General features: G+C 71.7%; 15 protein-coding genes. 13 read left to right on the forward strand and 2 right to left on the reverse strand.

From position 1 onward, the window contains the following. Window positions 1–56: 56 nt before the first annotated feature. The 5 genes from IPJ78_06175 (at window position 57) to IPJ78_06195 (ending at window position 7,022) form a co-directional block, all read left to right on the forward strand. A complete protein-coding gene (locus IPJ78_06175; GenBank protein MBK7906139.1) occupies window positions 57–656 on the forward strand; it encodes a nucleotidyltransferase domain-containing protein in 600 nt (199 codons plus the stop codon). A 129-nt stretch (window positions 657–785) separates the two neighbouring features. Beyond that, window positions 786–1,223, forward strand: coding sequence for a hypothetical protein (locus IPJ78_06180; protein ID MBK7906140.1), 438 nt, complete (start codon window positions 786–788; stop codon window positions 1,221–1,223). Between the two features lie 80 nt (window positions 1,224–1,303). Next, entirely contained in the window at window positions 1,304–3,901 is a 2,598-nt protein-coding gene (locus tag IPJ78_06185) for a DPP IV N-terminal domain-containing protein (GenBank protein MBK7906141.1), read from the forward strand. 149 nt (window positions 3,902–4,050) lie between these two features. Then, window positions 4,051–4,386 (forward strand): PadR family transcriptional regulator, encoded by a 336-nt coding sequence (locus IPJ78_06190; protein MBK7906142.1) that lies wholly within the window; start codon window positions 4,051–4,053, stop codon window positions 4,384–4,386. A 2-nt stretch (window positions 4,387–4,388) separates the two neighbouring features. Next, entirely contained in the window at window positions 4,389–7,022 is a 2,634-nt protein-coding gene (locus IPJ78_06195) for an ABC transporter permease (GenBank protein ID MBK7906143.1), read from the forward strand. Between the two features lie 24 nt (window positions 7,023–7,046). Here the strand turns inward: IPJ78_06195 and IPJ78_06200 are convergent, their stop codons facing one another. Further along, window positions 7,047–8,174: a cysteine synthase family protein gene (locus tag IPJ78_06200; GenBank protein ID MBK7906144.1), complete on the reverse strand. Its 1,128-nt coding sequence runs from the start codon at window positions 8,172–8,174 to the stop codon at window positions 7,047–7,049. A gap of 113 nt (window positions 8,175–8,287) precedes the next feature. Continuing rightward, window positions 8,288–9,061, reverse strand: a complete 774-nt coding sequence (locus tag IPJ78_06205) for an endonuclease/exonuclease/phosphatase family protein (protein ID MBK7906145.1) — start codon at window positions 9,059–9,061, stop codon at window positions 8,288–8,290. A 48-nt stretch (window positions 9,062–9,109) separates the two neighbouring features. Between IPJ78_06205 and IPJ78_06210 the strand changes: the two genes are divergently transcribed. The 8 genes from IPJ78_06210 (at window position 9,110) to IPJ78_06245 (ending at window position 23,281) form a co-directional block, all read left to right on the forward strand. After that, a complete protein-coding gene (locus IPJ78_06210; protein ID MBK7906146.1) occupies window positions 9,110–10,561 on the forward strand; it encodes an aminotransferase class V-fold PLP-dependent enzyme in 1,452 nt (483 codons plus the stop codon). Between the two features lie 2 nt (window positions 10,562–10,563). Continuing rightward, the gene (locus tag IPJ78_06215; GenBank protein MBK7906147.1) at window positions 10,564–11,850 is read left to right on the forward strand and encodes an MFS transporter; all 1,287 of its coding nucleotides are present in this window, start codon (window positions 10,564–10,566) and stop codon (window positions 11,848–11,850) included. Window positions 11,851–11,903: 53 nt separating this feature from the next. Continuing rightward, on the forward strand, window positions 11,904–13,325 hold the full coding sequence (locus IPJ78_06220) for an MATE family efflux transporter (GenBank protein MBK7906148.1): 1,422 nt from the start codon (window positions 11,904–11,906) through the stop codon (window positions 13,323–13,325). 33 nt (window positions 13,326–13,358) lie between these two features. Beyond that, the gene (locus IPJ78_06225) at window positions 13,359–15,515 is read left to right on the forward strand and encodes a molybdopterin-dependent oxidoreductase (GenBank protein ID MBK7906149.1); all 2,157 of its coding nucleotides are present in this window, start codon (window positions 13,359–13,361) and stop codon (window positions 15,513–15,515) included. A gap of 32 nt (window positions 15,516–15,547) precedes the next feature. After that, on the forward strand, window positions 15,548–18,709 hold the full coding sequence (locus tag IPJ78_06230; protein ID MBK7906150.1) for a PD-(D/E)XK nuclease family protein: 3,162 nt from the start codon (window positions 15,548–15,550) through the stop codon (window positions 18,707–18,709). Then, window positions 18,706–21,708: a UvrD-helicase domain-containing protein gene (locus IPJ78_06235; GenBank protein MBK7906151.1), complete on the forward strand. Its 3,003-nt coding sequence runs from the start codon at window positions 18,706–18,708 to the stop codon at window positions 21,706–21,708. Before IPJ78_06230 ends, IPJ78_06235 begins: the two co-directional genes overlap by 4 nt. Before the next feature lie 17 nt (window positions 21,709–21,725). After that, window positions 21,726–22,706: a family 43 glycosylhydrolase gene (locus IPJ78_06240; protein ID MBK7906152.1), complete on the forward strand. Its 981-nt coding sequence runs from the start codon at window positions 21,726–21,728 to the stop codon at window positions 22,704–22,706. Between the two features lie 131 nt (window positions 22,707–22,837). Further along, on the forward strand, window positions 22,838–23,281 hold the full coding sequence (locus IPJ78_06245) for a hypothetical protein (GenBank protein ID MBK7906153.1): 444 nt from the start codon (window positions 22,838–22,840) through the stop codon (window positions 23,279–23,281). The last annotated feature ends 1 nt before the right edge of the window (window position 23,282 follow it).

The raw sequence follows: 23,282 nt of genomic DNA on the forward strand, positions 1-23,282 counted from the left end.
CTCGCGCGCGCCTTGGATGGACACCGCCACCCAAAAAGGGTACGTTCATTCCCAATATGGGAACACGACCGGCCATCCGTCGTTCGCGCGTCGGCGCGGCGCTCTTCTCGGACGTCCAGGGCCGGGTGCTCGCCCTTCTGTTCGGGCAGCCGGCCCGGCGCTTCCAGGGCGCCGAACTGCTCCGCCTCGTCGGGAGCGGCACCGGCGCCACGCACCGGGTGCTCCACCAGCTCGTCGATGCGGAACTCGTGACCGTGGTCCCGGTCGGGAACCAGCGGCACTACCAGGCGAATGCGCAGAGCCCCGTCTTCGAGGACCTGTGCCGGCTCGTGCTCAAGACCGTCGCCGTCGCGGAGCCACTGCAGAAGGCGCTCGCTCCGCTCGCGTCCCGGATCGCGGAGGCGTTCGTCTTCGGGTCCGTCGCCGCCGGCGTTGAGCGTGCATCCAGCGACCTCGACCTGTTCATCGTGAGCGATGATGTCGAGTACGCGGAGCTCTTCGACCGGCTCGCGAGCGCGGAGCGCGAGCTGGGCCGTCGCATCGAGCCGACCCTCCTCACCACGCAGGCCTTCGCTCGACGACTGCGCACGACGGACGGGTTCGCCAAGCGCGTCGCCAGCGGGGATCGCATCCCCATCATCGCACGTACGAGCTGAATCGCGTGCCGCAGTGGATCACGGCCCGAATGTGGTGCACATCACACGCTTAACACCCCGCGCACTCCGCACGTCCGACAGGCAACACGGGACGCGATCCAGCGTCCCCAACCTCTCGGAGATCCCCAGATGCGCTCGAACCTGATCCACGCCAGCCTCGCCGCTCTCGTCCTCGTCGCCAGCAGCGCGAGCGCGCAGGCCCCCGCTGCCGCCAAGGCCCCCGCGGCACGCCGCTGCGCCGCGAACACCCCGTGCGACCGCGCCGAGGATCGCCGCGACCGTCGCGAGGACGTGCGCGACCGCACCGAGAACCGTGCGGACCGCCGCGAGGACGTGCGCGATCGTCGCGAGGACGTGCGGGACCGTCGCGAGGACGTCCGCGACGCGCAGCACCAGGGTGGCCCGCGCGACCGCATCGAGGACCGCCGCGACCGTCGCGAGGACGTGCGCGACCGGAAGGAGGATGTGCGGGACCGTCGTGAGGACGTGCGGGACCGCGCCGAGAACAAGCGCGACCGCGCCGAGGATCGCCGCGAGCGCCGCCGCGACGGGGCGCGCCGCCCGTAAGCGGCGCTAACGCTCCGAAGGGGCGGACCGTAGAATCCCGGGTCCGCCCTCTCGTCATCCGTCCTTCGGAGCCGCACGCCATGTCCCAGTTCGTCGTCCGCCGCGCGATCGCCGCCGTCGCCTCGCTCCTGTTCCTCTCGACGGCGGCCCTCGCGCAGCTGCCGCTGGCCGACCGGTCGGCCGCCGCGAGCGCGGCGCGCCCCGTCACCGAGGCGAACTTCCGCCTCGCCGCGCGCTTCGCGCCCTACAAGATGCGCTCGCTCGTCTACTCCACCGGCGTCACGCCGCGGTGGATCAAGGGCACCGAGCGCTTCTGGTACGAATGGGAGACGGCGCAGGGGAAGCGCTTCATGATCGTGGACCCGGTGGCGGGCACCAAGCGCCAGCTTTTCGACAACGACCGCATCGCCGCCGAGCTCACGCGCATCACGAAGGATCCGTGGGACGGGCGGCACCTGCCCATCCGCGCCATCCGGTTCGTGAACGCCACCACGCTCGAGTTCGAGGTGGAGTCGTCGCAGGACACGGTGATCGTCGACGCCGAGGCGGTGCGCGGCGATTCGCAGCAGGTGCGCCGCGCCAACGCGCGTCCGCCGCGGCCGCGGAAGAAGGTCTGGCACTTCCGCTACGACGTCACCACGCAGGTGCTCACCGAGATCCCCGACTGGAAGGCGCCGGACAATCACCCGGGCTGGGCGAGCGTCTCCCCGGACGGCCAGACCATCGTCTACGCGCGGAACCACAACCTCTATAGGATGAGCCGCGCCGAGTACCAGAAGGTGCTCGACGCGCGACGGGCGAAGAGCGGCGCCGCGGCCGACAGCGCCGAGTGGCGCGTGACGGTCGAGGAGGTGCAGCTCACCACCAACGGCGTGGAGCACTACAGCTGGGCGGGCGGCGACTTCGGCATGACCGACATCGAGCGGGAGCGCGCGAAGGACCGCCGCAAGCGGGCGCAGATCTCCTGGGCGCGCGACTCCAAGCGCTTCACCGCCGAGCGCGATGACCGGCGCAAGGTCAGCGACCTCTGGGTGATCGCGTCGGTGGGCAACAAGCGCCCGACGCTCGAGACCTACAAGTACGACATGCCGGGCGACACGAACGTGACCCAGCCCGAGGCGGGCGTGTACGACCTCGCCGCCTCGCGCATGGTGATGATCGACGCGAAGGGCTTCAAGGACCAGCAGATGGGGTTGTTCAGCGCGCGGCAGTTCACCTATCCCGACGAGAACCAGCCGCCGCGCTCGCTCTGGCTCTCCGAGGATCCGAACCAGGTCTGGCTCTGGCGCCGCAGCCGCGACCAGCACAAGGTCGACGTCCTCGTCGCCGACGCGACGACCGGCGCGGTGCGCGTGGTGATCGAGGAGCGGCTCAACACGTACGTCGAGCACCAGCGGCTGGAGCTCCTCAAGGGCGGCGACCTGCTCTGGTGGTCGGAGCGCGACGGCTGGGCGCACATCTATAGGTTCGGGCAGGACGGGAAGCTCAAGGGCCGCCTCACCGAGGGCGCGTTCCATGTCGGGAGCATCGCCGGCATCGACGAAGCGCGCGGCGTCGCGTACCTCACGGCGCATGGGCGGGAGGCGGGCCAGGACCCGTACTACGAGCATGCCTATCGTGCGGGGCTCGACGGCAGCGGCCTCACGCTGCTCAACCCCGGCGACTTCGACCATCGGGTCGCCCTCGGCGAGTCGAACCGTTTCGCGGTGAACACCTTCTCGCGCGTCAACACCGTCCCCGCGTCCACGCTCCATGACGTGACCACGGGCCGGAAGATCCTCGATCTCGAGGAGGCCGACTTCTCGCAGCTGCGCGCCGCGGGCTATCGCTTCCCCGAGACCTTCACCGTGAAGGCCGCCGACGGCGTGACCGACCTCTACGGCGTGATGTACAAGCCGTTCGACTTCGACTCGACGCGCTCGTATCCCATCGTCGAGTACGTCTATCCCGGACCGCAGACCGAGTCGGTGGCGAAGTCGTTCTCGACGAGCGCGCCCGAGGTGGCGCTCGCGCAGTTCGGGATGGTGGTCATCACCATCGGCAATCGCGGCGGGCATCCCGACCGCTCCAAGTGGTACCACAACTACGGCTACGGCGACCTGCGCGACTACGGCCTGATGGACAAGAAGGTCGCCGTGGAGCAGCTCGCCGACCGGCACCGCTTCATCGACATCGATCGCGTGGGCATCTACGGCCACTCGGGCGGCGGCTTCATGTCCACCGCCGCGATGCTCGTCTATCCCGACTTCTTCAAGGTGGCCGTCTCGTCATCGGGGAACCACGACAACGACGTCTACAACCAGAACTGGTCCGAGAAGCATCACGGCGTGAAGGAGACCGTGAAGGGCGACACGATCACGTTCGAGTACACGATCGAGCGCAACTCCGAGCTCGCGCGGAACCTCAAGGGCCACCTGCTCCTCACCACCGGCGACATCGACAACAACGTCCACCCGGCGGGGACCCTCCGCATGGCCGACGCGCTCATCCGCGCCAACAAGCGCTTCGACCTCTTCATCTTCCCCGGCCAGCGGCACGGCTACGGGAACATGAGCGACTACTGGTTCTGGCTGCGCGCCGAGTACTTCGTGAAGCACCTGCTCGGCGACACGCGGTGGTCGGCGAACATCACCGAGCTCGACGTGGAGCGGACGCCGCCGGGCGGCGTCCGCCCCTGAGCGACGCCGATCAGGAGCGGCGGTCGATCGCCGACCGCCGCTCCGTCGCGTGATCGACGGTCCGGAAGGCTCGTTGCCCATGACGGTCACATCTTGACAACCAAGATGAGCGCCCGTACCATGGGTCCGACCACCTTCCGGGCGATGCGATGGCCGAGCTGGGCACCGATGTGATCCAGGGGACCCTGGACGTGATGATCCTCAAGACGCTCAGCCTGCAGCCGATGCACGGCTTCGGCATCGCGCGCCGGATCGAGCAGGTGTCGCGGAACGTCTTCAAGGTGAACCCGGGCTCGCTGCTCACGGCGTTGCAGCGGCTGGAGCGCGACGGGAGCATCGACGCGGAGTGGCGCGTCACGGAGAACGCCCGTCGCGCCAAGTACTACACGATCACGCGGCAGGGCCGCCGCCGGTTGAAGGAGGAGAAGGCCGGCTGGGAGCTGCGCGCCACCGCCGTCGCGCGGCTGTTGAGCGCCGAGAGCTGACGATGTCGCTCTGGCGGCGGGTGCGGCGCGGGCTCGCCGACCTGGCGGACCGCGCGCCGCGCGACCGGGACACGGCGGACGAGGTCGCGCACTTCCGCGACCAGCTCATCGCGGAAGGGGAGGCGCGCGGACTCTCGCGGGAGGAGGCCCGCCGCGCGGCGTCCCTCGAGCTCGGGGGCGAGACGCAGCTCCGCGAGACGGTGCGGAGCCACGGTTGGGAACGGACGGTCGCGTCCGTCCTGGAGGATCTGCGCTACGCCTGGCGGGGCCTGCGGTCCGACCGCCTCTTCAGCGCGGTGGCGATCGGCACGGTCGCGGTCGGCATCGGCGCCGCGACCGCCATCGTGAGCGCCGTGCGGCCGGTGCTCTTCGACGCGCTGCCGTACCAGGAGCCCCTGCGCGTGCGCGCGATCGTCGAGACCGCGGCCGACGGCGGACGCAACCCCGGCACGTTCGGGATGTACCGCGCGCTCGAGGAGCGGACGAGGTCGTTCGCGGACCTGGCCGTCCTCGCCGGCTGGTCGCCCGCGCTCACCGGCGAGGCGGCGCCCGAACGGCTCGTCGGCCAACGCGTGAGCGCGAGCTACTTCCGCGTCCTCGGGGTCACTCCGGCGCTGGGACGGGATCTGCTCGAGTCGGACGACCGGTCGGGCAGCGCTCCGGTGGCGATCATCAGCCACGGGCTCTGGCGGAGGCACTTCGCGTCCGACCCGGCAGTGCTGGGCCGGACGCTCCGGCTCGACGATGTGGACGTGCCGGTGGTCGGCGTGATGCCGCCCGGCTTCGAGAACGCGATGGAGCCGCGCGCGGAGGTCTGGACGACGCTCCGGTACGACCTCGCCGAGGGACGCGCGTGGGGGCACCATCTCCAGACGCTGGGGCGGCTCCGAGGCGGCGTGAGCGCGGAGGCCGCAGAGGCCGAGCTCAACACGGTCGGTGCGAGCGTGATCGCCGACCTAAACCCGCCCACCTACGGGGCGACACCGCGCTGGTCCGCGCCGTCGGTGCACGATGACCTCACGCGAGACGTCCGACCGGCGTTCATCGCCGTGCTCGTCGCCGTCGGCGCCGTGCTGTTGCTCGCTGGCGTGAACGTCACCAACCTGCTGCTGGTGCGCGGATCGCGCCGGCGCGAGGAGTTCGCGCTGCGCGCGGCCCTCGGCGCGTCGCGATCACGGCTCGTCCGGCAGCTCACCACGGAGAGCCTGCTGCTCGCCGTGCTCGGCGGCATGCTCGGCGTGGCGCTCGCGGCGGCGGGCGTGCGCGCCCTCGTCGCGGCCGCGCCGGACGGACTGCCTCGCGTACACGCGATCGCGGTGGACTTGCCCACGCTCGCGGTGGCGACGGTGTTGACCATGGTCACCGGCATCCTGGTGGGTGTGGTGCCGGCGATGCAGCACTCGGCGCAGGACCATCTCGCCATGGACCTCGCCGCCGCGCGCACCACCGGCGGGCGCCGACGGACGCTCCGCAGCGCGCTGGTCGCGTCGCAGGTCGCGCTCGCGCTCATGCTGCTGGTGGGGAGCGGCCTGCTCCTGCGGTCCATGCAACGCCTGTTCGCCGTCTCACCGGGCTTCGATGCGCGCGGCGTGGTGACGCTGCAGCTGCAGCTCTCGCCGCGGCGGTACGGCGACGAGGGCTCGGCGCGTCGCTTCTTCGATGCGGCGCTCGAGGCGGTGCGGAACGTGCCGGGGGTGACGGAAGCGGCGTTCACGAGCCAGCTGCCGATGAGCGGCGACAACGATGCGTACGGCGTGACGCCGGAGTCCCCGCCGGAGCGCGCCGCGCCGGACCGGCGCGACACCTTCAGGTACGCGGTGAGTCCCGGCTATCTCGAACTCATGGGGATCCCATTGCGCGCGGGTCGTCTCCTGGACGGTCAGGATCGCACGGGCGGCCTGCCGGTCGTGGTGGTGAACGAGTCGTTCGCGCGTCGGTTCATGGGGGAGGGGGATCCGATCGGCCGGCGGCTCTGGATCGGCCCGACCGATGGACAGCCCTACACCGTCGTGGGGGTGGTGGGGGACGTGAAGCAGCTCTCGCTCGCCGGTGAGGTGCCCGACGCCGTCTACACGACGGCCGCGCAATGGCGATTCGACGACCTCGCGATGTCGCTGGTGGTGCGCGGGACGCCCGACGCCGAGGTGCTGATCCCGGCGGTGCGCCAGGCGATCTGGTCGGTGGACCGCGACCAGCCGGTGGGGCGCATCGCGACGATGGACGCACTGCTCGCGGCGACGGCCGCCGAGCGGCGCTTCATCCTGTTGCTGTTCGAGGGGTTCGCGGCGGCGGCGCTCGTGCTGACGATGGCGGGCATCTACGGGATGATGGCCGGGCTGGTCGCGGAGCGGACACGCGAGATCGGGCTGCGCCGCGCGGTGGGAGCGACCGGCGCCCATGTGGCAGGGCTGGTGTTCAGGCATGGCGCCCGCGTGACGGGCATCGGGATCGCGGCGGGGATCGCGGCGGCGGTGCTCGGGGGGCGGCTGATGCGCGCGATGCTCTACGGCGTGGCGTTCGTGGATGTGATCACGTATGCCGCAGTGGTGCTGATGATCGCGGTGATGGCGGCGGCGGCGTGTGCGGTGCCGGCGTGGCGGGCGAGCGGGATCGAGCCCGGCAAGGTGTTGCAATAGGGACCTCGGTCAAGGTGGCGCGGGTCAGGAGCGGCGGTCGATCGCCGACCGCCGCTCGATCCGCTGCGCCAGCTGGAACACCCCTGCGGGAATGGAGCCCGGGTCCCGCGGGTCGTAGCAGACGTCGCAGACGCGGTTGAGCGACCGCACGCTCTGGAGCGTGATGTGCGGGGAACGGAAGCCCGGCTTCACCGGCTCGGGGCGCAGCAGGTCGGTGCTCAGGTACTTCTTGTTCGAGTCGCAGAAGATCGTCACCACCACCGCGTCGTGCCCCAGCTCGTCCTGCGCCTCGAGCGCGGCGAGGAAGTTCGCGCCGCTCGAGATGCCGACGCCGAGCCCGAGCTCGCTCGCGAGCTTCTGCGCCATGAGGATCGCGTCGCCGTCGTCGATCGCGATCACCCGGTCGAGCTGCTCGAGGTGCACGATGGGCGGGATGAACTCGTCGCTGATCCCCTGGATGCGATGCTTCCCGACCTTGTGGCCGGTGGTGAGCGTGGGGGAGTTGGCCGGCTCCACCGGATGCACCTTGATCCGCGGCGACCGCTCGCGCAGGTAGCGGCCCACCCCCATGATCGTCCCGCCCGTCCCCACGCCGGCGACGAACGCCTCGGGCTCCACGCGCTCGGACTCGAGCTGCGCCCAGATCTCGCGGCCGGTCGTGAGGTAGTGCGCCTCGGAGTTCTGCTCGTTGGCGAACTGCCGCGGGAGGAAGCTCCCCGGTGTCGCCGCCGCGAGCTCCTCGGCGAGCCGGATCGAGCCCAGGAAGCCGCCCTCCTCCTTGGAGACGAGCCGCACGTCGGCGCCGAACGACCGGATGATCGCGATCCGTTCGGCGCTCATCCAGTCGGGCATGAAGATCGTGACCGGATGCCCGAGCGCGCGCCCGATGGCGCAGAACGAGATCCCCGTGTTGCCGCTCGTCGCCTCGATGATGCGGCCGCCGGGTTCGAGCTCGCCCGTCTCGATCGCGCGGCGGAGGATGTGGTACGCCATCCGGTCCTTGATGCTGCCGGTCATGTTCGAGTGCTCGGCCTTGGCGTAGATGCGACGCAGGTCGCCGTGGCCGTTGGTGCACTCGATGGCGAGGAGCGGCGTGTTGCCGATGAGGACGCGGAGCCCGCGGAGGCGCTCGAGAGGGGTCAGCGGCGGCATGACGACGTCCGGGAAGGGGGTATCGACAATTCCGCGCCGGACGGTGTGCGGCGATAGCAGGGCGTGCCTGACGGGGGTGTGGGGTATTGGCCTACCGCGCCCGATCGCCCCGCTCACGGCCGTAGCACGACCTCCGCCACCACCGGCCGGTGGTCCGACGCCATGCGCTCCGTCACCGGACGCGCGCTGCCCGCACCCCACGCCCGCGCCGGCGCCACGAACACGAAGTCGATCTCCTTCACCGGCTCCGTGGACGAGAAGGTGAAGTGATCGCTCGCCGGCTTCCGCAGCTGCGTCGCCCGCGCCTCGAAGAGCGCGAGTGTCCGCGAGCCGGGCTCATCATTGAAGTCGCCCAATAGCACGTACGGCATCCGCAGCGTGTCGAGCACCGTCGTGAGCGCGGTCGCCTGCCGGAGGCGGAAGCTGTCGTTGCTCACCCAATCGAAGTGCACGTTGATGACCATCACTGCGCGACCATCCGGGAGGCGCAGCTCGGCGGCGAGCGCGACGCGCGGCTCGTTGCCGTCGGGGAGGCGCACCGGCGTGGCACGCGTGATGGGGAAGCGCGAGAGGATCGCGAGCCCATACTCGCCGCCCTGGTACGGCATGAACGCGCCGAACGCATGCTGCATCCCGAGCATCCCGCCGAGCGCGGCGGCCTCGTCCACGCTGCCGCTGCGGCGCACGGTGCGATCGACCTCCTGCAGGCCGACGATGTCGGGCGCGAGGTCGCGCAGCACGCGCGCGGTGCGCGCGAGGTCCACCGAGTCGTCCACGCCGCGGCCATGGCGGATGTTGTAGCTCACGATGCGGAGCGGACGCTCGCAGGACGCGCCGGCGCTGGTCAGGCCGACGACGAGGACGAGGAGGAGCGCGCGGAATCGCATCCGGCGAAGCTAGGGCGCCCGCGCCGGACCCGCTATCGTTCAGGTCCCATGCCCCGCCCCGCCGCCATCGATCTCGCCGACCTGGACCTCCCGCCCGCCGAGATGCAGGCGATGGGCGAGGCCGTGGTGCGGCGCGCCGTGGCGCATCTCGCCGCCCTCGGCGAGATGCCGAGCCGCGGGAACGTCGACGCCGTCGATCTCTGCCGGGCGATGCGCGAGCCGGTGCCCGAACAGGGACGCGCGCTCGAACCCCTGCTCGACCAGCTCTTCGACGAGTGGATCCCGCGCTCGTTCACGACGCCGGGCCCCGGGTACCTCGCGTACATCCCCGGCGGCGGCATCTATCCCGCCGCGCTCGCCGACTTCATCGCCGACACGACCAACCGCTACACCGGCATCTGGCAGGCCGCGCCGGCGCTCGTGCAGCTCGAGGCGAACGTCCTCGAGTGGCTGCGCGAGTGGATGCAGTTCCCGGCGACCACGCGTGGTCTGTTCACCACCGGCGGCTCGATGGCGATGTTCAACGCCATCGCCTGCGCGCGCGAGCGGCACCTCGGCCACGACATCCGCGCCGGCACGCTCTACGTGAGCTCGCAGGCGCATCACTGCATCGTGAAGGCCGCCAAGCTCGCCGGCATCGCGCACGATCGCGTGCGCACCATCGACGTCGATGCCGACTACCGGATGCGCATCGACCTCCTGCAGGCGGCGATCGCCGCGGATCGTGCGGCGGGGCTCACGCCGTTCATGGTGTTCTCCTCCGCCGGCACGACCAACACCGGCGCGGTGGACCCGATCGACGCGGTCGCCGACCTCGCGGCGCGCGAAGGACTCTGGCATCACGTGGACGGCGCGTACGGCGCCTTCTTCCATATGGTACCGGAGCTGCGGCCGCTCCTCGCGGGCCTCCCGCGCGCCGACTCGCTCACGCTCGACCCGCACAAGGGACTCTTCCTTCCGTACGGCACGGGTGCGCTGCTCGTGCGCGACGGCGAGGCGCTCCGCGCGCTGCACTCGTCCACCGCGGGCTATCTCCCGCCCAATCAGGACGAGTTCTACGATCCGGCGCAGTACGGGCCGGAACTCTCGCGCGGCTTCCCCGGCCTCCGCGTCTGGCTCACGCTCAAGCTCTTCGGCGCGGAGAAGTACCGCGCCGCGGTCGCCGAGAAGCGCGCGCTCGCGGTGTGGGCGGCCGGGCAGGTCGCGGCGATCCCGGGGATCGTGATCGACGCCGCGCCCCAGCTCTCGCTCTTCGCCTTCCATATGGAAGGGCCGGGGCTCGAGACGCGCGCCGCGCAGGATGCGGCGACGAAGGCGCTCATGGAGCGCGTCACGCAGCGCGGACGCATCATGATGACCGGCGCGACCGCCGAAGGCCGCTTCGTTGGCCGCATCTGCGTGCTCAGCTTCCGCACGCGGCGCGCGGAGATGGAGCTCGCGGTCCAGCAACTGCGCGAAGAGGCCGCGGCGATCCTCGCCGGCGCGCGCGCCGCGAGCTGAGCATGGCCGAGTTCGACGCCACCACCGTCCGGCACGACCCGTACGCCGCGCTGCGCTATCCCAACTTCGCGCGCTACATCATCGTGCTCTTCTCGCTCACCCTCGGCATCCAGATCCAGGGCACCGTCGTCGGCTGGCAGGTCTATGATCTCACCAGGGACCCGTTCGCGCTGGGGATGATCGGGCTCGCCGAAGCATTGCCGGCGATCGGGCTCGCGCTGTGGGGCGGGCATGTGGCCGACCGCCACGACCGCCGCCGCGTCTCGCTCATCGCGCTCTGGGTGCTCGTCGCGTGCAGCGTTGCGCTCTGGCTCCTCGCCGGCGTGCGTCCGCTCGGCGCCGAGATGCTCACGCCGGCGCGCCTCACGGCGATCTACGGCGTGATCGTGCTGAGCGGCGTGGCGCGCGCCTTCCTCCAGCCGGCGCGTCAGGCGCTCTCGGCGGAGCTCGTGCCGCGCACGCTCTTCGCGAACGCGATAACCTGGCGGAGCGGCAGTTGGCAGCTCGCGTCGGTGATCGGGCCGGCGCTGGGCGGGCTGCTCTTCGCGGCCGGCGGTCTGCGGCTCGCGTACGGCGTCGATGCCGTGCTGGTGCTCGTCGCGACGCTCCTGCTGTTCTCGATGCCGCATCGCACCCCGCTGAGAGAGGCGTCGGGCGAGGGGATGCTGCGCTCGATCACCGGCGGCGTGCGCTTCGTCTTCCGCGAACCGGTGCTCCTCGGCGCGCTCACGCTCGATCTCTTCTCCGTCTTCTTCGGCGGGGCGGTGGCGCTGCTGCCCATCTTCGCCGCCGAGATCCTCAAGGTCGGCCCCACCGGGCTCGGCGTGCTGCGTGCCGCGCCGGCCATCGGCGCGGTGGCGACGAGCATCGTGCTCGCGCGCCGGAAGGACTGGGCGCACACGGGACACGTCCTGCTCTGGAGCGTCTTCGGCTTCGGCGCGTGCATGGTGCTCTTCGGGCTCTCGACGAGCTTCTACCTCTCGGTCGCGCTGCTCATCGCGAGCGGCGTGTTCGACATGGTGAGCGTGGTGATCCGGAGCACGCTGCTGCAGGCCCGCACACCGGAGGCTTTGCTGGGACGGGTGAGCTCGGTCAACCAGATCTTCATCGGCTCGTCCAACGAGATCGGGATGTTCGAGAGCGGCGTCACCGCGCGGTGGTGGGGGACCGCGCCGAGCGTGGTGATCGGCGGCGTGGCGACGCTCGGCGTGGTGGGGGCCATCGCCTGGTTCGTGCCGACCCTGCGCCGGCTGGGACGGCTCCATCCGGAGGAGCGGGCCGGCGTCTGACTGGGGGGTATCGCTAGCGGTACAGGGGTTCCCTGACGCATCCTTCACCGCTTATGGCCACCGCGTCCCCCCCGAAGGGCAAGCCCTTCGACCGTTCGATCGTCGAAGGACCGATCCTCCAGGCCGTCTGGAAGATCGCGTGGCCCACCGTGCTGCAGAACGTCATCGGCGGACTGCAAGGCATCGTCGACCACGCGATGGTCGGGCACTACGTCGGCTTCAACGGCAACGCGGCCGTCGGGGTCGCGTTCCAGATCTTCCTGGTCGTGATCGTGTTCGTCATGTCGATCTACACCGGGATGGGCGTGCTCGTCTCGCGCTACGCCGGCGCCGGTGACGCCGCGTCGGTGAATCGCACGGTGTATCAGGCGTTCCTCGCCTCCATCGCGCTCGCGTTCTTCGTGATGGCGCCGGTGGGGTGGGTGCTCTCGCCCGTCCTCCTCGATCTCGTGAACGCCGCGCCCGCGGTGCAGGCCGAAGCGCTGCCCTACCTCCGCACGATGTTCGTCGGCGGCGTGGGCATGATGATGATGTTCCTGCTGGGCGGCGCGCTCCGCGCGACGGGAGATGCGCGCACCGGCCTGCAGCTCGGCATCGGGATGACGGTGTTGAACGTGATCTTCAACATCATCTTCATCCGCGGCCTCGGCCCCATCCCGCCGATGGGCGTGATGGGCGCCGCGCTGGGCACCGTGCTCGCCGGGCTCATCGTCACGCTCTACGGCTTCACGCGCCTCCTCTCCGGTCACCTCACCATCCATTGGGAGAAGGGGATGGACTGGTCGTGGGACTGGACGATCATCAAGCAGCTCTTCCGGTTCGGGTTGCCCGCCGGGATCCAGGGCATCGCGATGAACGTCGCCGGCGTGCTGCTGCTCCGCTTCCTCGGCTCGCTCGAGAACAGCGCCGAGGCGCAGGCGGCGTACGCGGTGGGATACTCGGAGCTCTTCTCGTTCATCACCTGGTCGAGCGTGGGGTTGATGGGCGCGGCGGCGGCGGTGGCGGGGCAGAACCTCGGCGCTGGGAAGCCCGAGCGCGTGGAGCGCACCGTGCAGCTCGCGTCGCGGCTCGGGCTCGCGATCGCCGTGACGATCGGGCTGTTGTTCCTCACGATCCCCAAGCTGCTCCTCGGCATCTTCGGGATGGATGATCCGGTGGTGCTCGCGCTCGGGACCGAGCTGTTGCGCTGGCTGAGCCTCTCGGGGTTGTTCATCACGACGGCGCTGACGTACACCGGCGGGCTCACCGGCACCGGCGACACGAAGGGGCCGCTCTACATCACGCTGGTGTCGCAGATCGCCGTGCCGCTCGGCTTCCTGTCGATCCTGCAGATGGCGGGCCCGCTGGAGCCGTGGAACATCTGGATGGCGATCCTCGCGGGGCACGCGATGCGGGCGACGCTGACGGTGCGGCGGTTCCGGGGCGGGAAGTGGCGGGACATCCGGATCGAGCCGGCGGCCGCCGCGCTGACGTAGCGCCGCCCCCGGCCTGTCGCCATGCTTCCCCGCATGGCGCCCACCCGTCACCACCGCACCTGCACCCTCTGCGAGGCGATGTGCGGCCTCGTCATCACCACCGATGGCGAGCGCGTCACCGACATCCGCGGTGACGCCGACGATCCGCTGAGCAAGGGGCACATCTGCCCCAAGGCCGTCGCCCTGCAGGACGTGCACACCGATCCCGATCGCCTGCGACACCCCATGCGGCGCATCGGCGAACGCTGGGAGCGCATCGGGTGGGACGAGGCGCTCGCGCTCGCGGTGGACGGCCTCCGGCGTGTGCAGCGCACCCATGGTCGCGACGCGGTCGCCGCCTACGTCGGCAACCCGACCGTGCATTCGCTCGGCGCGATGCTCACCATCCCCGACCTCCTGCGCGCGCTCGGCACGAAGAACCGCTACTCGGCCACCTCCGTGGACCAGCTCCCCGCGCATGTCGCGGCGATGCAGATGTTCGGGCACGCGCTGCTCATCCCCGTCCCCGACCTCGACCGCACCGATCACCTCCTCATGTTCGGCGCGAACCCCGCGGCGTCGAATGGCAGCCTGATGACCGCGCCCGGCGTGATGGAGCGCATCGCGGCGATCCGCGCGCGCGGCGGACGCGTGGTGGTGATCGATCCGCGCCGCAGCGAGACCGCCGCGGCGGCGACCGCGCACCACTTCATCACGCCCGGCACCGACGCGCTGCTCCTCCTCGCGCTGCTGCATGTGGTGTTCGCCGAGGGTGTCGGCGTGCCCGGGCGCCTCGCCGCGATGACCGATGGGCTCGATGCCGTGCGCGCGCTCGCCGAGCGCTTCCCGCCCGAGCGCGTCGCCGGGGCGACGGGCATCGCCGCCGACACCATCCGCACGATCGCGCGCGAGTTCGCCGCGACACCGCGTGCCGTCGCCTACGGTCGCGTCGGCGTCTCGATGCAGGAGTTCGGGGGGCTCGCGACCTGGCTCATCACCGTGCTCAACCTCGCCTGCGGCCGCATCGACGCCGAGGGGGGCGCGATGTTCACCAAGCCGGCGGTGGACCTGATGCATGCCGACCAGCGCTCGTCGCGGCCGCGCTTCGGGCGCTGGAAGAGCCGCGTGCGCGGCCTCCCCGAGTTCGCCGGCGAGCTGCCGGTCGCCGCGCTCGCCGAGGAGATCGAGACCGCGGGGCCGGGGCAGGTGCGCGCGTTGCTCACGCACGCGGGCAATCCGGTCCTCTCCACACCCAACGGCGGGCGGCTCGACCGCGCACTCGCCGGGCTGGAGTTCTTCGTCGCGATCGACTGCTACCTGAACGAGACGACGCGTCACGCGCATCTCATCCTCCCGCCCACCTCGCCGCTCGAGCGCGAGCACTACGACCTCGTCTTCCATACGCTCGCGGTGCGCGACACGGCCAAGTGGTCGCCCGCGGTCTTCCCGCGCCCGCGCGACGCGCGGCACGACTGGGAGATCGCGAACGCGCTCACCGGCGCGCTGCGCGGGACGGCGCGCGCGCGGCTCCGGTCGGCAGCGATCGCGCGGCTCGGGCCATCGTTCCTGGTGGACCACTTCATCCGGCGCGGGCCATACGGATCGGGGTGGAATCCGCTCGGCGGCGGGCTCACCCTCGCGAAGGTGCGCGCACAGGCGAGCGGACTCGATCTCGGCGCGCTCAAGCCGGCGCTCCCGGCGCGGCTGCGTACGGCGGACCGACGCATCCAGGCCGCGCCCGCGATGTATCTCGCCGATGTCGCACGGCTCGAGGCGCGGTGGCTCGCCACGCCCGTCGCCCCGGCGCGCAGTGGACCGCTCGCCCTCATCGGGCGACGCGCGCTCCGCAGCTGCAACTCCTGGATGCACAACTACGACCGGCTCGTCCGCGGCAAGGACCGCTGCACGCTGCTCATGCATCCGGCGGACGCCGAGGCGCGCGGCCTCGCGGCCGGCACGCGCGTGCGCATCAGCTCGCGCGTAGGGGCGGTGGAGGCGGCGGTCGAGCTCACCGACGACATCATGCCCGGCGTGGTGAGCCTGCCGCATGGGTGGGGGCATGGTCGTGCCGGCGCGACGCTCACCGTCGCGGCACAGCATCCCGGGGTGAGCATCAACGACCTCACGGACGACCTGCGGATCGACGAACTCACCGGGAACGCGGCGTTCAGTGGGGAGCCGGTGATGGTGACCCACGCGTCGCGCGCGTGACGGTCAGACCCCCGCGCTAGCTTACCCTCGCGATGGCCACCCTCCACGTCACCCGACTGCTCGATCCGGCGCAGCTGCTCGCGCGCGCGGTCGACGGGCTCTTCCCGCTCGCCCCATCGAGCGCGGAGCAGCCGTGGCCCACGCTCTCGGCGTGGGTGGTGCTCCGGCAGGGCGGCCTGCGCGACGATCTCATCCGGCTGGCCGCGCAGCGGGGCGTGCCCGGCTGGTTCGACGCGCCCATCTGTCTCTTCAATGAGATCGAGTCGCGCTGGGCCGCGGAGCCGGTCGACGCCCCGCTCAACGACGCCGAACGCGAAGCCCTGCTCTCGGTGCTGCTCGCCGAGCATGCGGTCGGACTGCTCGGCGGGACGCAAGGCTACGAGGCGTGGGTCCCCGCGGTCGACCGGTTCATCGGGGAGGTCGTCGCCGAGGGGATCTCCGTCGCCGAGCTCCGGCGGGCGCTCGACGCGACCGCCACCGACGCTCCGTCGCGCGCGCGCGCGGCGGTGCTCGGCACGGTGTTCGCCGAGTGGGAGGCGGCGCTCGCGCGCGAGCGTCGCGTGGACGGTCGCGATGCCAAGGTGCTACTCGCGCGCGTGATCGCCGAGGATCCGGAGGGCTTCGCCATGCGGCTCGGCAAGCGGCGCGAGATCCGTCTCGTCGGACTCGCGGACCTGCGCGGCGGATGGCGGCCGCTGCTGCGGGCGCTCGAAGCGTCGTCGGCGATCGACCGCGTGGAGATCCTCACCTCCGCGCCGCTCGCGGTGGCGTCGGCGCTCGCGACGCCGACGCAGGAGGCGGTGGATGCGGCGCTGCCATTCGCCGACGCGCTCTTCACCGACGCGACCCCGCGCGGCGGCGTGGCCGTGCAGCTGCTCGAGGCACCGGATGCGGCGCGCGAGATCGAGCACATCGCGGTGCGGGTGCGAGCCCTGCTCGATGCCGGCGTGCCCGCGCGCGAGGTCGCCGTGATCGCGCGCGAGGCGCGCCCTGCCGTCGATGCCATCGCCGCGGCGCTCGGACGACTCGGCGTGCCGGTCACCGCGCGGCGTCGCACCGCGCTCGGCCATACCGCGCCGGGCCGTGCGCTGACGGCGCTCCTGCGCGCCGCGGCGGAGTCGTGGTCGCGGCACAGCATCGCGGAGCTCGCCGAGCATCCGTTGCTCCGCACCGGGCTCGATCCGCTCGTGGTGAATCACGTCGGCTACGCGAGCGCGATGGGGTCGCTCGACGGATGGCGCGACGCGCTCGCGCAGCTGCTCGCCCGCGCCGAGGCACGGGCGCGCGGCGAGGAGGACGGCGAGGAGCGCCGTACCGCGTTGCCGCCGCTGGAGCGCATCCGCAGCACCGTCGAAGCCTGGGCCCGCCTCGCGCCGCGGCTCGCCCCGCTCGCCGAGCGGCGCGACCTCGGGGCCTGGTGCGGCTGGGTCGTGCGCACGCTCGAGGACGGCGAGTGGGGCATCGGGGAGCGACTCGCCGCGCCCTGCGACGACGAGGAGGTCTGGCGCACGGACCTGCGCGCGCGCGACGCGATCGCCGAACTCGCCGCCACCTGGCGGAAGGCCACGCACGACTTCGGCCACCAGTCGGCGGTGCTCGATGCGCGGGCCTTCGCCGATCGCTTCCATCTGATGCTCGCGCAGGACCTCATCACCGCGCCGTCGACCGACTTCGGCGTGATCGTCGCCGAAGCCCTCGCGGCCGGATGGCGTAGCGTCGCGCACGTCTTCGTCGTGGGGCTCTCGTCCGGCGCGTTCCCGCGGCGTCCCTCGCCCGGACCGCTCTTCGATCCTGCCGAACGCCGCGCGCTCGCGGAAGCGGGACTCGCGCTCGACCCCGTCGATGCTTGGCGCGAGCGCGAACGCGCGCTCTTCCGCGTGCTGTGCGCGGGGGCGCGCGAGTCGCTCACGCTCAGTTGGCCCGCCATGGACGCGGAGGGACGCGAGGTCGCGCGCTCGGCGTACGTCGATGAGGCGGTGGCCGTGCTCGCGCGACGCGAGGGGATCCTCGACCGCGAGTCGCCGGACGAGGCGCTCACGGCGCGCGGCCTCCTGGTCGCGATCCCCACGCACGAGCAGCTCGTGCCCGGCTTCCCCGTGGTGCGCGATGCCGCGGCGCTCTCGATCGCGACGGGCGCGGCGGCGCGGGAGGATGCGCGGGATCAGACGCCCTCGCCGTGGAACGGTCGCATCGAGGATCCGGCGCTCGTCGCCGAGCTCGGCGCGCGCTACGGCGAACGCTACCAGTGGTCGGCGACGCAGCTCGAGGAGGCGGCCAAGTGCCGCTGGCACTGGTTCGCGAACCGGCAGTTGCGGCTCGAGGCCCGCGCCGATGCCGACGACCTGATGGAGCCGACCACGCGCGGATCGATCCTGCACGATGCGCTCGACCGGTTCTTCGCCGCGGCGGCTGACGTGTTCGGGTCGCCGGTGCACCTGCGCGCGGGCGATGCCGCGCGCGCCCAGGCGCTGCTGCGCACCGCGCTCGACGAGGCGTGGGCCGCGATGGACGCGACCGGCACCTGGCTCGGCCCGATCGCCACGCGCGCGGCGGCGCTCGCCGAGCTCGCGGACGACCTGCGCGGGTATCTCGAGTTCGAGATCGAGTGGAACGAGAAGTCCTACGCGAAGAGCGCGACGAAACCGCGCGCCAACGTCCGGACCGGCGCGGTCGAGGGCGAGTTCGCCTTCGACGACGTCGCACTGCAGGGCGGCGGGGTCAGCTTCCGCCTGCGCGGCAAGGTGGACCGCGTCGATCGCGGCGTGGACGAGCGGGTCCCCGATGCGGAGCGCTACGTCGCGGCGATCGACTACAAGAGCTCCAGGTACTCCACCCCCGCCGCCGGCAACGCGAAGGGATGGGACGACGGCATCGTGCTGCAGGTGCCGCTCTACGCGGCCGCGCTGCGCGCGTTGCGCCCCGGCGACCAGCTCGCTCGGATGGAGTACCGCATCATCCGCGGGGCGAAGGCGGTCCATCAGTTGGTGCTCGCGCCCATGAAGGGCGACGAGATCCAGGATGCGCCGGACGCCGAGGAGAAGCTCGCGCGCGCGCTCGACGCCGCCGGGGAACGGATCGCGCAGGTGCGACGCGGTGAACTGCCGGCCGCGTACACGCCGAGCGCCGGCTGCTCGAAGTACTGTCCGGCGCGCGACATCTGCCGGGTGCCGGGCGGCCCCAAGGACGTCAAGTGACGCGTCCTCTCACGCGGGCACAGCGCGCCGTCCTCGAGACGCCCGGACACCTGCTCGTCGATGCGGGCGCCGGCTCCGGCAAGACGACGACCGTCGTGCAGGCGCTCTGTCACCAGCTCGGCGTCACCGTGCACGCCGAGGGCGGACCGGTCGCGCCGGTCGCGCATCCGCTCACCTTCGAGCAGCTCGCGGCGATCACCTTCACCAACCAGGCGGCCGCCGATCTCCAGCGGAAGCTGCGCGGTGCGCTGCGCGCGGCGGGCCACGCCGAGCTCGCGTCGGACGTGGATGCGGCGCGCATCGGCACCATCCACGGCTTCTGCGCCGACCTGTTGCGCGACTTCGCGCTCCGCGCGCGCACCCGGCCCGGGCGCACCGTGATCACCGAGGGCGAGGCGGCCGTCCTCCGTGCCGACAGCGTGCGCGCCGTGCTGCACGCGGCGCTCGACAGGGGCGATGTCCCGGGACTCGACGCCCTGCTCGGCGGCCGCCGTCTCAAGCAGATCACCGAATGGCTCGTCGCCGCCTCGGAGGACACCGACCGCCTCGCGCGATGGGCGGCGCACCACCATCTGCTGCGGGCGCATGAGCGCGCCCTCCTCGCGCTCGCCCAGCGCGTCGCCGAGGCGCACACCGCCGAACTCGACGCGCGCGGCGAGCTCGACTTCGACCGGATGATCGTCGCCACGCGCGACCTCCTCCTCGACGACGAGGTGCGGCGCGCGGCGCAGCGGCGCATCCGGCTCCTCGTCGTGGACGAGTTCCAGGACGTGGACCCCGTGCAGCGCGACATCGCCGAACGCCTCGGGGGCCTCGCGGCCGCCGGCGATCCGGATCCCGCCCGCCTCATCCTCGTCGGCGACCCCAAGCAGAGCATCTATCGCTTCCGTCGCGCCGACGTGACCGTGTGGAACGGCGTCGCGAGCCGCTTCCGTGCCGGCGACGGCACGGTGGTGGAGCTCGCCGAGAACTTCCGCAGCAAGGCCGCCATCCTCGGCTTCGTCGACGCGGTCATCGGTCCCGAGCTCGATGCGCCGGTATCGCCCGAGCTCGGGCGGCAGCCGTTCGAAGTGGACTACCGGCCGCTGGACGCGCGCGCGCCGGGGCACGAGGGTGATCATGCGGTCGAGCTGCTCCTCGTGCCCGCGGGGGAGAAGGACAAGGCGCGCAAGGTCGACGAGGTGCGCACGCTCGAGGCCGCGGGGATCGCCGCGCGCGTGCGCGCGCTCCGCGACGCCGGGCGCGCGTGGCGCGAGATCGCGGTGCTCCTCGTCTCGTGGTCGGACGTGGATCGCTACGCGACCGCGCTCCGGTCGGCCGGGGTGCCCGTCTACGTGCGCCGCGGCGAGGGCTTCTGGGAGGCGCGCGAGGTGCTCGACGCCGTGCTCGCGCTCCGCGTGATCCGCGATCCCTCCGATGACGTGGCGATGGTGGGGCTCCTGCGCAGTCCGTTCGTCGGCGTGCGCGACGACACCCTGTTCGCCCTCGCCCGCGCGCGGGACGCCGCCGCGCACGCGCACGCGATCGCGCCGGTGCTCGCCGACGTGCCGCACGAGCGCGAGCTGCTCGCGCGCGCGCAGGCGCTGCTCGCGCGCTTCGCGCCGTTGCGCGACCGCCTGCCGACGCACGAACTGCTGCAGCGGCTGCTCGAGGAGTCCGGGTACGCCGCGGCCGCCGCGCTCATGGCCGACGGTGCGCAGCGCCTCGCCAACCTGCGCAAGCTCGTGCGGCTCGCGACCGCCACCCCGGAGCAGTCCCTCGGCGAGTTCCTCCGCGAGATCGAGGAGGCGCGCGAGCGCGCGGACAAGGAGGCGCCGGAGCGCCTGTACGGCGAGAGCGGCGACGTGGTCACGATCACCTCGGTCCACGGCGCGAAGGGGCTCGAGTGGCCGGTCGTGATCTGGGCCGACCTCGCGCGGCAGCGTCAGGCCAGCACCGACGCCTTCCTCAAGGGGCGTGATCGGTTCGCCATCAAGTCGGACGACGCCTCGGATGAGGAATCGGGGACGAAGGATCCGGAGCACGAGGCGGTGAAGGCGCAGGAGCTCCTCGAGTCGGACGCCGAGGCGCGGCGCCTCTGGTACGTCGCGACGACGCGCGCCAAGGAACTGCTCATCGTGACGGGGATCCCGCTCGGCGAGCTCAAGGGGGAGTCGGTCGCGGTGCGGCTGCGTGGAGCGCTGCCCGCGCTCGGCACCGCGTCGGAGGTGACCTATGCGAGCCGCGCCGGGGTCACCTACCACGCCCGCGTCCAGCTGCTCGGTCCGGCCGCCGACGCGGTGCCGCTCCCGGTGGAGGCGACCCCGCGCCCCGTGCTCTCGCTGCCGCCAGCGCCGCATGCGGTGCCCGCCGGGTCGACGCGGCTCTCGGCCACGCAGCTCATGACGTTCGCGCGCGATCCGCAGCAGTGGCGGCGCACCTACGTGACCCGCTTCGATCCCGCACTGCTCGGGCAGGACGGCTCGCGCAGCGGGCGCGCGGTCGTCGCCGGCCAGGTGGTGCACGACGTGCTCGAACGCATCGGCGATGGCGAACTCGAACTCGACCTGCTCCTCGAGCAGGCGATCGCGCGCTGGGACGAGGACGCGCCCGACGCCGAGAGCGATCTCGGCCGTCAGTACCGCGTGTTCCTGCGCGTGCGCGTGGAGGCGGCCCAGCGCGCGCCGGCCTGGCGCGCCCTCGTCGCGATGCCGAGCGCGCGACGCGAGCTCGCGTTCATGCGCATCCGGCCTGACGGCACCGCGATCAACGGCGCGTTCGACCTCGCGGCCGTCGAGGGCGACACGGTGCGCATCCTCGACCTCAAGAACAGCACCGCCTCCGTCGATGCGCTCGCGGAGCGGTACCGCGTGCAGGCCGCGGTCTACGCCGACGCGGCGCGCGCCATCTCCGGAGCCGCGGCGTGCCACTTCGCGCTGCTCGCGCTCCCGTCGGCGACGAGCGTGCCGGTGGCACCCATCGAGGACCTCGACGGGATCATCGCACGGTTGCGGGGCTGACGCGGTAGATTCGGCGCATGACCGCCAAGCCTGCCGTTGCCGCCCTGCTCCTCGTCGCCTCGCTCGCCGCCGCCGCGGCGCACCAGCCCCGCGCGGGGAATCCCATCCTCCCCGGCTGGTACGCCGACCCCGAGGCCCACGTCTTCGCCGGCGAGTACTGGATCCATCCCACCTACTCGGCGCGCTACGGCCAGCAGGTCTTCATGGATGCCTTCTCGTCCCGTGACCTCATCACCTGGACGAAGCACGAGCGGATCATCGATACCGCCGCCGTGAAGTGGGCGAAGCGCGCGATGTGGGCGCCGTCGATCGTGGAGAAGGACGGCTGGTACTATCTCTTCTTCGGCGCGAACGACATCCAGAGCGACACCCAGCCGGGTGGCATCGGCGTGGCGCGCTCGCGCTCGCCCGGCGGGCCGTTCGTCGACCACCTCGGCAAGCCGCTCATCGACAAGTTCCACAACGGCGCCCAGCCGATCGACCAGATGGTCTTCCGCGACCCGGCGGACGGGCAGTGGTACATCGTGTACGGCGGCTGGCGGCACTGCAACATCGCGCGATTGAATGCCGACTTCACCGCGATCGTCCCCTTCGCCGACGGCACGCTGTACAAGGAGATCACGCCCACCGGGTACGTGGAGGGCGCGTTCATGCTCATCAAGGACGGCAAGTACTACTTCATGTGGTCGGAGGGCGGCTGGACCGGCCCGAACTACGCCGTGGCGTACGCGATCGGCGACTCGCCGCTCGGTCCCTTCGAGCGCATCGGGAAGATCCTCCAGCAGGACTCCACCGTCGCGACCGGGGCGGGGCACCACTCGGTACTGCACTCGCCGTCGGGCAAGTGGTACATCGCCTACCATCGCCGCCCGCTCGGCGAGACTGACCGCGATCATCGCGTGGTGAGCCTCGACGAGCTGCGGTTCGATGCGCGCGGGCGGATCGAACCGGTGCGCATCACGCGCGAAGGGGTGGCGGCGGACCCGATCGCGCGCTGAGGTGCCGCGCGGAGCGCGGCATGTAGGGGTTTCCAGTATTGCGTGATTCCCCCCCCCCCCCCTCTCACTGTGGACCCGCGCTGTGGTGCTCTGGAGGCGCGAACGATCAACTGAACGCTCGGGGAGGGAACATGCACACGTTCGGCAAGTCACTCTCGATCGTCATCGGTCTACTGACGCTGGGCCTTTCGGCGACGGCGTCCGCGGCGGCCGCACAGGCCCCGCCTTGCGCCTTCTGCCAGGACATGGAAGGCGGCGGTGGATGGGGGCACTCGTTCCAGAGTCCTGGAGCGTTGTTCGACAGGACCTATGAGCACGCGGGCTGGGGTCCTGGGATCTGCGGCGACTATCACGGCGGATGCGAGCCGGAAGAGGAGAATGATGTCGATCTGCTCGCGATCGAGCAGATCGTGAATGGGGGTGACTTCGAAGCGATCACCATTCTCCTCAAGGAGCTGCCAGCGCGGGTGCAGTTCGTTCCCCAGCGTGGCGCGATCCAGCTCCGCGGTTGCGGCGGCCGCATCGTCGCGCACATCGTGCTCGACGAGTCCGTGATATCCTCGTTGCTGAGGTGAC

It is taken from the genome of Gemmatimonadota bacterium, assembly GCA_016714015.1.
Lineage (GTDB): Bacteria > Gemmatimonadota > Gemmatimonadetes > Gemmatimonadales > Gemmatimonadaceae > Pseudogemmatithrix.

Bases quoted from the DNA above. Each gene is read 5' to 3' on its own strand.
- IPJ78_06180 (MBK7906140.1), top strand. From the start codon at position 786: ATGCGCTCGAACCTGATCCACGCCAGCCTCGCCGCTCTCGTCCTCGTC.
- IPJ78_06205 (MBK7906145.1), bottom strand. From the start codon at position 9,061: ATGCGATTCCGCGCGCTCCTCCTCGTCCTCGTCGTCGGCCTGACCAGC.
- IPJ78_06230 (MBK7906150.1), top strand. From the start codon at position 15,548: ATGGCCACCCTCCACGTCACCCGACTGCTCGATCCGGCGCAGCTGCTC.
- IPJ78_06200 (MBK7906144.1), bottom strand. From the start codon at position 8,174: ATGCCGCCGCTGACCCCTCTCGAGCGCCTCCGCGGGCTCCGCGTCCTC.
- IPJ78_06245 (MBK7906153.1), top strand. From the start codon at position 22,838: ATGCACACGTTCGGCAAGTCACTCTCGATCGTCATCGGTCTACTGACG.
- IPJ78_06175 (MBK7906139.1), top strand. From the start codon at position 57: ATGGGAACACGACCGGCCATCCGTCGTTCGCGCGTCGGCGCGGCGCTC.
- IPJ78_06210 (MBK7906146.1), top strand. From the start codon at position 9,110: ATGCCCCGCCCCGCCGCCATCGATCTCGCCGACCTGGACCTCCCGCCC.
- IPJ78_06215 (MBK7906147.1), top strand. From the start codon at position 10,564: ATGGCCGAGTTCGACGCCACCACCGTCCGGCACGACCCGTACGCCGCG.
- IPJ78_06195 (MBK7906143.1), top strand. From the start codon at position 4,389: ATGTCGCTCTGGCGGCGGGTGCGGCGCGGGCTCGCCGACCTGGCGGAC.
- IPJ78_06240 (MBK7906152.1), top strand. From the start codon at position 21,726: ATGACCGCCAAGCCTGCCGTTGCCGCCCTGCTCCTCGTCGCCTCGCTC.
- IPJ78_06225 (MBK7906149.1), top strand. From the start codon at position 13,359: ATGGCGCCCACCCGTCACCACCGCACCTGCACCCTCTGCGAGGCGATG.
- IPJ78_06220 (MBK7906148.1), top strand. From the start codon at position 11,904: ATGGCCACCGCGTCCCCCCCGAAGGGCAAGCCCTTCGACCGTTCGATC.
- IPJ78_06190 (MBK7906142.1), top strand. From the start codon at position 4,051: ATGGCCGAGCTGGGCACCGATGTGATCCAGGGGACCCTGGACGTGATG.
- IPJ78_06185 (MBK7906141.1), top strand. From the start codon at position 1,304: ATGTCCCAGTTCGTCGTCCGCCGCGCGATCGCCGCCGTCGCCTCGCTC.